Origin of the sequence: Rhodococcus sp. BS-15 (assembly GCF_000813105.1) — a bacterium.
GTDB lineage: Bacteria > Actinomycetota > Actinomycetes > Mycobacteriales > Mycobacteriaceae > Rhodococcoides.
In genome coordinates this window covers 1-7,156 of record NZ_BAOX01000255.1, presented here as the reverse complement: position 1 = coordinate 7,156, position 7,156 = coordinate 1, and the positions used below count along the sequence as shown (strand labels likewise).

At 65.2% G+C, this 7,156-nt stretch carries 4 protein-coding genes and 1 pseudogene; 2 read left to right on the top strand and 3 right to left on the bottom strand.

What is annotated here, in order from left to right; all coding sequences use genetic code 11:
- Positions 1–31: 31 nt before the first annotated feature.
- Entirely contained in the window at positions 32–1,681 is a 1,650-nt protein-coding gene (pgi, locus tag RHBS_RS21725) for a glucose-6-phosphate isomerase (RefSeq protein ID WP_128646409.1), read from the bottom strand.
- An 82-nt stretch (positions 1,682–1,763) separates the two neighbouring features.
- On the opposite strand from pgi, the gene RHBS_RS21720 reads away from it, so the two are divergent.
- Positions 1,764–3,215, top strand: coding sequence for an NAD-dependent succinate-semialdehyde dehydrogenase (locus RHBS_RS21720; RefSeq protein ID WP_128646408.1), 1,452 nt, complete (start codon positions 1,764–1,766; stop codon positions 3,213–3,215).
- 48 nt (positions 3,216–3,263) lie between these two features.
- Here the strand turns inward: RHBS_RS21720 and RHBS_RS21715 are convergent, their stop codons facing one another.
- The gene (locus RHBS_RS21715) at positions 3,264–3,554 is read right to left on the bottom strand and encodes a chorismate mutase (RefSeq protein WP_032396247.1); all 291 of its coding nucleotides are present in this window, start codon (positions 3,552–3,554) and stop codon (positions 3,264–3,266) included.
- Between the two features lie 348 nt (positions 3,555–3,902).
- Here RHBS_RS21715 and pcrA point away from each other — a divergent pair.
- Positions 3,903–6,325: pseudogene (gene pcrA, locus RHBS_RS21710) on the top strand (DNA helicase PcrA).
- Between the two features lie 70 nt (positions 6,326–6,395).
- On the opposite strand, the gene RHBS_RS21705 reads toward pcrA, so the two are convergent.
- A partial coding sequence (locus tag RHBS_RS21705) for a M23 family metallopeptidase (protein ID WP_145977563.1) occupies positions 6,396–7,156 on the bottom strand: 761 nt, incomplete at its 5' end.

Below are 7,156 nucleotides of genomic sequence, written 5' to 3'. Positions count from 1 at the left end.
AGTGGGGAGCTGATTCGCGACGGAGTGGCCCCTAGACCGAACGACCCCGCTGCGAGCGGTACCAGCGCACCAGTGCGTCGGTGGATGAATCCGATTGCGTGGCAGGAGCTTCGGTGTCGGTGAGTACCGGCGTCAGTTCGAGTGCCTGAGTCTTGCCGAGTTCCACGCCCCACTGGTCGTAGGAGTCGACTCCCCAGACGACGCCTTCGACGAACACCTGGTGCTCGTACAGGGCGATCAACTGGCCGACCACCGACGGCGTGAGCTTGGGGGCGAGGATCGAGGTGGACGGACGGTTGCCGGGCATCACCTTGTGCGGCACCACATCTGCCGGAGTGTCCTCGGCGGCGATCTCCTCGGCGGTCTTGCCGAATGCGAGCACTTTGGTCTGGGCGAAGAAGTTGCTCATCAGCAGATCGTGCATCGAGCCGGTGCCGTCGCGGGTGGGCAGATCGTCGGTGGGTTCGGCGAATCCGATGAAGTCCGCAGGCACCAAACGTGTTCCCTGGTGCAGCAATTGGTAGAAGGCGTGCTGGCCGTTGGTGCCCGGCTCGCCCCAGAAGATCTCGCCGGTCGGCGTGGTGACGGGGGATCCGTCGGCCTTGACGGACTTGCCGTTGGACTCCATCGTCAGCTGCTGCAGGTACGCCGCGAAACGGGAGAGGTCATTCGAATACGGCAGCACCGCACGGGTTTCCGCGCCGAAGAAGGAGCTGTACCACAGGCCGACGAGGCCGAGCAGAACCGGCGCGTTCTCGGCCAGCGGTGTGGTGCGGAAGTGCTCGTCGATGCGATGAAAGCCGTCGAGGAACTCGCCGAACGCTTCCTTGCCCACAACGGCCATGACCGACAACCCGATTGCCGAATCGACGGAGTAGCGTCCGCCCACCCAATCCCAGAAACCGAACATGTTGGCGGTGTCGATACCGAAATCCGCAACCCGCTCGGCATTGGTGGACACGGCGACGAAGTGCTTGGCGACGGCGTCCTCACCGAGCGCATCGACGAGCCAGCGCCGGGCCGCGGTCGCGTTCGTCAGCGTTTCGAGGGTGGAGAACGTCTTGGACGCGATGATGAACAGCGTCGACGCGGGGTCGAGTCCGTCGAGTGCACCGACCAGATCGGCGGGGTCGACGTTCGAGACGAACTTCGCGGAGATCCCGGCGTCCGCGTAGTGGCGGAGCGCGTTGTAGACCATGACCGGTCCGAGGTCGGATCCGCCGATGCCGATGTTGACGACGGTGGAGATCTTCTCGCCCGTGGCACCGACCCATTCGCCCGAACGCACTCGATCGGTGAATTCGCCCATGGCCGTGAGGACTTCGTGTACATCGGCAACCACGTTCTGGCCGTCGACGGTCAGGGAAGCGTCGGCCGGCAGACGCAGCGCGGTGTGCAGAACGGCGCGGTCCTCGGAAGTGTTGATGTGCTCGCCCGCGAACATGGCGTCGCGCTTGCCTTCGACATCGGCGGTACGGGCCAGTTCGACGAGCAATGCGAGGGTCTCACTGGTGATGCGGTGCTTGCTGTAGTCGATGTGCAGGTCCGCGGCCTCGAGGGTGAACGTACGACCTCGGTCGGCGTCATCGGCGAACAGAGTTCGAAGATGAGTATCGGCAATCGCGTAATGGTGATCGGTCAGCTTCTGCCAGGCATCCGTGCCGGTGATATCGACGCTCATACGAGCCAACACTAATGCGGGGCGGCACCGCGCGCGCGTCGTTCTCGTTTGCGTCGGGCGCTGCGGAGGCATCATGGACGGTATGGACCAACGTGCATTGATCGATTCGATTCCGGCAAAACTGTGGATCGGCGGAAAGGCCGTCGACGCCGAAGGAGGTAAGACGTTCCCGGTGAACGATCCGGCCACCGGGCGGCCCCTGACGGAGGTGGCCGACGCATCGCCTGCCGACGCGATGAAGGCGCTCGACGCAGCCGCAGCGGCGCAGAAGAGCTGGGCGGCAACACCTGCCCGCGAGCGCAGCGAAATTCTTCGAGCGGCATTCGAGAAGGTCACCGAACGCGCCGACGACATCGCGCTGCTGATGACCCTGGAGATGGGTAAGGCCCTCGCCGAATCCAAGGCCGAGGTGAAGTACGGTGCCGAGTTCTTTCGCTGGTTCGCCGAGGAGGCAGTACGCATCGGCGGTCGCTACACCCCGGCCCCGGCGGGCAATGGACGAATCCTCGTCACCAAGGCGCCGGTGGGGCCGGTACTGGCGATCACCCCGTGGAACTTCCCGTTGGCGATGGGTACCAGAAAGATCGGGCCCGCTCTGGCCGCCGGCTGCACCATCGTCGTCAAGCCCGCTCGTGAGACCCCACTGACGATGCTGTTGCTGGCTCAGATCTTCGACGAGGTCGGCTTGCCCGAAGGTGTGCTCTCGGTGCTGACGACGTCGAAGTCCGGCGACGTCACCGGACCCCTCATCGAGGATCCGCGGATGCGCAAACTCACCTTCACCGGCTCGACGGGCGTCGGCAAGTCTCTCGTCCAGAAGTCCGCGACCCGGCTGCTGCGCACCTCGATGGAGCTCGGCGGCAACGCACCGTTCGTGGTGTTCGACGACGCGAACATCGACGACGCGGTGGACGGTGCGATGCTCGCGAAGATGCGCAACGGCGGAGAGGCCTGCACCGCGGCGAACCGATTGCACGTGCACAACAGCGTGCGCGAGGAGTTCACCACCAAACTCGTGGCGAAGATGACCGAGATGAAGCTCGGCCCCGGCGTCGACCCCGATACGAAGCTCGGACCGCTGATCAACGCCGATCAGCTCGAGACCGTGCAGGAGCTGGTCGACGACGCGGTGGCCAAGGGCGCGACGGTGGCGCTCGGGGGCACAGCGCCGGGCGGCGACGGCTACTTCTACCCGGCGACCGTCCTCACCGAGGTGCCTGCCGAGGCGAGAATCCTGAAGGAAGAGGTGTTCGGGCCGGTGGCTCCGATCGTCGGCTTCGACACCGAGCAGGAAGGTATCGACGCAGCCAACAACACCGAGTACGGCTTGGCGTCGTACATCTACACGGAGAGTCTCGATCGTGCGCTACGGGTGGCCGACGCCATCGACAGTGGCATGGTGGGCGTCAACCGCGGAGTGATCTCGGACGCGGCTGCGCCGTTCGGTGGGGTGAAGGAATCGGGATTCGGCCGTGAAGGCGGATCCGAGGGTATCGAGGAGTACCTCGAGACCAAGTACATCGCTCTGAAGTGAACGAACGCAGGTCGGGTGCGCACACGGCGCGCCCGACCCGGGGTGGAATCAGTGGCCGAGACGACCGCGGCCGAGACGGAGCAGGAGCATGGCCAGCGTGTGGCCTTCCTGGCCCAAGCTGCTGAAACGCTCGAGAACCTTCATCTCACGGCTGTGAACCAGGCGCGGTCCGCCGGAGGCCATGCGGGTGCGCCCGATGATCTGCGAGACCTCGGAACGACGTCGCACTGCGGCGAGGATCTCGGCATCGAGGCGGTCGATTTCCTGACGCAGGTCGTTGATCTCGGCTTCGCTGGTGGGCAATGCGGTCTCTGAGTCGATCTTCGTCGTCATGGCCATCGTCTCTCCTCGGGTCACATCTTGGATCGTTGCGTCGTCCGTCACCGTTACGCCTTTCGTATTCGGAACTGCATCGCCGATCGTTCGGTTCCCGTCCGGAACCGGGCGTTGCGTCTATCGACAGGCTCCTGCACGCGCGGCCGAACAACGGCCGACCCGATGCAGGCGATGACGTACGGTTTTTTCGATCACCGATCCAGTGTGCCACGGGTCAACCCTCCTGAAAAGTCGTCGGTTCGGCCGACGACCACGGGATGTGGGTTTGTCGGTACGCGCCGGTAACCTGACCACACGATGAACACATTCCTCCAGGGCCTCCAGTCCCGACAGAACACCTCGTCCGACGCACTGCTGGAAGGGCTCAATCCTCAGCAGCGTGAGGCCGTCGTGCACACCGGATCTCCGCTGCTCATCGTGGCCGGAGCCGGGTCGGGCAAGACGGCGGTGCTGACGCGTCGCATCGCGTATCTGCTGGCCGAGCGAGGAGTGTCACCCGGCCAGGTGCTGGCCATCACGTTCACCAACAAGGCTGCTGCGAGATGCGCGAGCGAGTCGCCGGACTCGTGGGACCGCAAGCGAACGCCATGTGGGTCTCGACGTTCCACTCGAGCTGCGTGCGGATTCTGCGCGCGCAGGCTGCGCTGCTGCCCGGTCTGAACTCGAACTTCTCCATCTACGACGCGGATGACTCTCGGCGACTGCTGACGATGATCTCCAAGGATATGCAGATCGACACCAAGAAGTTCTCGGCGCGGCTGCTCTCGACGGCGATCTCGAACCTGAAGAACGAGCTGATAGGCCCCGACAAGGCGGCGGAGGACGCCGACGGTGATCCCGCAGAGCTGCCGCGGCTGGTGGCGAAGGTCTACGGCAAATACCAGCAGCGGCTGCGCGCAGCCAACGCCATGGACTTCGACGACCTCATCGGCGAGACGGTGGGCATTCTGCAGGCCTTCCCTCAGGTGGCGCAGTACTACCGACGCCGGTTTCGACACGTTCTGGTCGACGAGTACCAGGACACCAACCACGCCCAGTACATGCTGGTCCGCGAACTGGTCGGTACCCCCGACGCCGACGGCGCACTCGAGGGCACCGTCGCGCCGGGCGAGCTCTGTGTGGTGGGCGACGCGGATCAGTCCATCTACGCATTCCGTGGTGCCACGATCCGCAACATCGAGGAATTCGAGCGCGACTATCCCGACGCGCGGACCATCCTGCTCGAGCAGAACTACCGATCGACGCAGAACATCCTCTCGGCCGCCAACGCGGTGATCTCGCGCAACATCGGCCGACGCGAGAAGAAGCTGTGGACCGACACCGGCGAGGGCGAGTTGATCGTCGGTTACGTCGCCGACAACGAACACGACGAGGCGTCGTTCGTGGCCTCGGAGATCGACCGACTGGTCGACGGCGGAGACGTGCGCTTCGACGAGGTGGCCGTCTTCTACCGAACCAACAACTCCTCGCGTGCGCTCGAAGAGATCTTCATCCGACTCGGACTGCCGTACAAGGTCGTCGGCGGCGTCCGATTCTACGAGCGCAAGGAAGTACGTGACCTCGTCGCATACCTGCGCGTGCTGTCCAACGAGGACGACACCGTCAGCATGCGGCGCATCCTCAACACTCCCCGCCGGGGGATCGGCGACCGTGCCGAGGCCTGTGTCGCCGTGCACGCCGAGCAGCGCGACATCAGCTTCTCGCGCGCGTTGCACGACGCGGCCGCGGGCAAGGTGGCGTTGCTCAACTCGCGGCAGCAGAAGTTGATCGCACAGTTCATGGAGTTGCTCGACGAACTACGTGCAGTGCTCACCGCGACCGACGGGGACGGCAACGACATCGCAGACATCGGCGATGTCGTCGAAGCCGTTCTCGACCGCACCGGCTACCGCGCCGAACTCGAAGCCAGCAGCGATCCGCAGGACGGTGCTCGCCTCGACAACCTCAACGAACTCGTCAGCGTCGCACGGGAATTCACTTCCGAGGCGCGCAACCAGGCCGCAGTGGCTGCGGAAGCTCTCGAAACCGGGGACGACGAGAACGGCGACGAGGACGGTGGCGTCGACGGGTTGGCCGAGCCGGGCTCGCTCGCGGCGTTCCTCGAACGGGTATCGCTGGTGGCCGACACCGATCAGATCCCCGATTCGGGTACCGGCGTCGTCACCCTGATGACGCTGCACACCGCCAAGGGTCTGGAATTCCCGGTGGTCTTCGTGACGGGTTGGGAGGACGGCCAATTCCCGCACATGCGGGCGCTCGGCGACCCCAACGAACTGTCCGAGGAACGACGCCTGGCGTACGTGGGCATCACGCGGGCGCGGCAGCGGCTCTACCTCACGCGCGCCATCATGCGCTCGGCATGGGGCCAGCCCATCGCCAACCCGGAATCGCGCTTCCTGCAAGAAGTTCCGCAGCACCTGATCGACTGGCGACGCGAGGATCCGGGCACCGGGGGAGGCCGAGCCATCGGCGGGGGCAGATCCGGCAGTTATGGCTCGGGTGGCGGATACGGCTCGAACAGTTACGGCTCGGGCAGCTACGGCGGGTCCTCGAATCGCGGTCAGAGTTCGACTCCGAGTTTCGGTGCCGCCAAGGGGCGCAACTCCAACCTCGTTCTCGCCGTGGGCGATCGAGTCAGCCACGACAAGTACGGCCTGGGCACGGTGCTGGAATCGACCGGTGCCGGAGTCAAGGCGATGGTGTTGATCGACTTCGGTTCGGCCGGCCGCGTGAAGATGATGCTCATCGGCGGCGTCCCGATGACCAAGCTCTGAGCTTTTCGGTACACGAAAAAGCCGGGCCCTGCGAAAGCGGGGTCCGGCTTGTTGTGCGATGAAGGAGAATTCAGTCCATTTCGGGGCCGAGGGAGATTCCTCGGGAAGCGAGCCACGGAAGCGGGTCGATCTTGACCTCGCCCGGAAGGTGGACCTCGAAGTGCAGGTGCGGGCCGGTGGAGAAGCCGCGGTTACCCATGGTTGCGATCTGATCGCCCGCCATGACGTCCTGACCGACAGTGACGGTCGAGGTGTCGATGTGGCCGTAGACGGTGATCGTGCCGTCGGCGTGCTGCACGCGAACCCACATACCGAAGCCTGCGGCCGGACCGGAGTCGATCACCTTGCCGTCGGCGACGGCGTAGATCGGAGTTCCGATGGCATTGGCGACGTCGACGCCGGCGTGGAGAACGCCCCAGCGGGTGCCGAAGTTGGAGGTGTAGGTGCCCTGCGCCGGGAGTGCGAACAGCGGCCTGCGAGCAGCGGCTTCGCGTGCGGCACGCTCTTCGCTGAACCGCTGTCCCTTGGCGAGCAGGTCGTTGAACTGGCTCAGATCCACCGGCGCAGCGATGCTGAGAATCTGCGGTGCCTCCGACGGCGTCGCGCTGGACGAGTCGGCTTCGATCTCGGTGGTCTGTGGAGTGGTGGTGGCCGCGACTGCTGCAGCGGCGGGTGCTTCACCTGCGGCGAGTGCGTACTCGGAGGTGGCGACTGCGGCGGGTGAGTCGTCGTTGACGACGGCCTGGCCTGCCGCGACAACCGCACCTGCGGCGACGGCGAGAACTGCAGCCCGGCCCTTGAGTGCGGTGGGGGGAAGGGGAATGCGGTGTG

Bases quoted from the DNA above. Each gene is read 5' to 3' on its own strand.
- pgi (WP_128646409.1), bottom strand. From the start codon at position 1,681: ATGAGCGTCGATATCACCGGCACGGATGCCTGGCAGAAGCTGACCGAT.
- RHBS_RS21720 (WP_128646408.1), top strand. From the start codon at position 1,764: ATGGACCAACGTGCATTGATCGATTCGATTCCGGCAAAACTGTGGATC.
- RHBS_RS21715 (WP_032396247.1), bottom strand. From the start codon at position 3,554: ATGGCCATGACGACGAAGATCGACTCAGAGACCGCATTGCCCACCAGC.